This is a genomic window from Microcystis sp. M165S2 (assembly GCF_020245885.1).
Classification (GTDB): domain Bacteria; phylum Cyanobacteriota; class Cyanobacteriia; order Cyanobacteriales; family Microcystaceae; genus Microcystis.
Genome location: NZ_JADBTZ010000387.1, coordinates 1 through 2756 on the forward strand (window position 1 = coordinate 1; position 2756 = coordinate 2756).

The 2756-nt window shown below is 42.3% G+C and carries 2 protein-coding genes; both read right to left on the bottom strand.

The features are described 5' to 3' along the window. Positions 1-97: 97 nt before the first annotated feature. Positions 98-376 (bottom strand): DUF4164 domain-containing protein, encoded by a 279-nt coding sequence (locus tag IM479_RS19185; RefSeq protein ID WP_287686198.1) that lies wholly within the window; start codon positions 374-376, stop codon positions 98-100. Between the two features lie 160 nt (positions 377-536). After that, positions 537-2501, bottom strand: coding sequence for a M48 family metalloprotease (locus tag IM479_RS19190; RefSeq protein WP_287686199.1), 1965 nt, complete (start codon positions 2499-2501; stop codon positions 537-539). Between the last annotated feature and the right edge of the window lie 255 nt (positions 2502-2756).

Below are 2756 nucleotides of genomic sequence, written 5' to 3' on the forward strand. Positions count from 1 at the left end.
GTTTCGTTAGACATTTGCTAGACTCCTATAGATTTTCGGGTTTTTGATAGCCATTTATTATGGTCATAAGGGAAGTAACCGTTTCTAGGGGCCAGTTCTAGGGATTGGGGAAAAAACCGAAAAGTTTAGCAGCACCTCCCAAGACAGCAACCACCAAAGCTATCAGAATCCCCCGGTTGGTAAATTCCTGATAACCAACCCGTACCGTTAATCCCTCGATTTTCTCATCTAATACTTTAATATCTCCTTTTAACTCGGCCTTGAGTTCGGCCTGTCCGATTTCTAATTTTGTGAGACGTTCATCGATTTTGTCGATTTTACTTTCAATCCTGGTCAAGACAGCTTCTAGGGAATAGGTGACAGTTTCGTTAGACATTTTGCTATACTTCTAGACTTATCTGGCGACTATCTTAATTATGAAGGGTTTTCATGGTCTGAGACTTGAGTATTTTAGGGATTGCCGCTCAAAAATTGGCTACTATCCAAGCAAGTACCTAAAGCTAGAAAAGGGATGAAGTGGCAGTTTTTTGCGATGCTTAAAATGTGACTGCGATAATTAAACCGGAGACTAACAAGCCAAAACCGCTAACCAAAGACCAAAAACGGGGATAAACCCGAATATTTCCGCCAGAGTGAGTTATTTGACTCCATTCCAGACGAGGAGATAAATCGCGACGAAACCAACCGAGAACTTGTACAGATGTATTATTTATTGCTGCCATGGGGGAGTTAGTAGTCCTGATTTTATGCCAAAAACCAAAACGATAGTTAGGAGCGAGGGGAATTATGCCGGTGCTATCTTTAAGAAAGAAATTCTTTCCTTGAGCAATTAACTCACCGCGGAGTCGGACGGGGATAGCTGAGAGGAGATGACTGTAAGGATTATCAGTTAAAGAAAAAATATCGCTGAAACTAGCATTTTTGAGAGGAGGATAACTGGCTAATTGATTGATAATTATACCCAAACCCCCACCGACTAAAATTAGGTCCAATCCACCCCAAGAGCTAAATTTCAGCCAAAGAAAACCAGCTATGACAACCCCAATAATAAAGCCTAGTCCCGAAGCATAATATAAACACAGTCGTAGAAAAAAGTTTTGATAGAGTTTCTTGGAATCTAATTCCATTTCTTGGCGTAATACTCCCCCCAGACTAAATTCTATATCTAGATCCATCTGTCGGGCATAGTTAGCTAAAGCGCGAATCCTTTTACCAGTCAGGGGATGATTAGATTGCAACTCTAACCATTTTGCCCAAGGGTTATATATATCCCAGAGAAAACTCTGTCCGATCCGGCGAGACTCCAATGCGATACCATAAACGTTACCTGCAATGATCGCATCCTGCTCCAGGGCAATATTTAATACATTTGTGCTCAATGACAGGGGACTAAACTGGGCAGTTTCTTGGACTAAACCAAAGGCAATTTTTACTAAAGCGCGGGCCAAAGCATTGGGATTACCAGTAACTTGGGCAGCAAAATGATCGGCGAAGTATTCTCTAGTACGAGACAGATAAAGACAGCAAAAAACAATAATTGGCCTAAAAATGGTGATAATTGATGAGAGAAGGGCTAGAAAAACTGTGTCTTTAAAATTATTACCTTGATTTTGGGCAAAAGAATCGATATAACAGCTTAAATGGTCGAAACTAGCACAGATAGTCATCAGGGCAAAGTCTCCCTGCCAAATATGCCCTAATTCATGAGCATATACCGTCGCTACTTCCTCATCGTCGAGATAGGTAAATAAACCTCTGCTAACTACTAAGCGAGCATTACCCCGTCGAGAGCCATAGGTAAAAGCGAGGGGCTGTCCGTCTTCGATAATGCCTAGTTTTGGCGGTTTTAACCCTTTTTCTCGGCATACACGCCCAATTACCGCCGCCGATTCTGGGCTATACCGTTTAATTTCCGCTAAGGACACCCAACGCACTCGATAAAGACGTTTTTGTGTCCAATCAATTAGATTCGGGGCGATAAAAAGGATGAGTCCGCCTAAGAAACCGGTCAAGAGCAAGGCAATAATTACACCCTTCCCCGCAGGGATGAGGAGAAAAAGGGTAATTACAAAAAAAAGACCAGAGATGATAGCATAAAAAGCCGTAATTGTCAATAGTTTAGCAAAAATAAGTCTATTTTCGGGGATAGTCCGGGATAACCGGACACTTACCCGTGCTGCTCGTGCTGCCTTGGGCAGCGATCGAAATTTGACCCCATTAGTGGCAATACCGATGGTTTTTTGTTCAGCACTAAAGATTTTCAGTAATCGTTTGGCCCACTGACTAACTTCCTGATCAAGATGATTTTCTAATTCCAGAGCTAAGGCGATCGCTTGTTGCCGTTGATTATTGCCGCGATAGGCCCGAGCAAGAGCCATTTTAGCTTGAATATATAAGGGAGAATAAAAATTAGCTGACTGTTGGCAATATTCTTCCAGTAATTCTACAGCCCTTGCGTAATCCTTTAGCTGCAGACATTTTAATCCTTTTTCTAGTGACATAGATATCCCTTGGCTGTTTATCTATCTTTAGAGATACCCAGAATCGTAGGAAAGATTAAAGGAGTTGGGGAAGTGGGGGTTGGGGGTTGGGGGTTGGGGGTTGGGGGTTGGGGGTTGGGGTTTTACCCATTTTCAGGTGGTCAATTACCTAATTTTCAGGGAAAAAGTCCCGGAATTTTCCCCCCAATCACTCCAAGGGTCGGCACTTTTTGAGGGAAAAAAAGTCTAAAAACCTTGTTGGATAAGGTTTTTAGA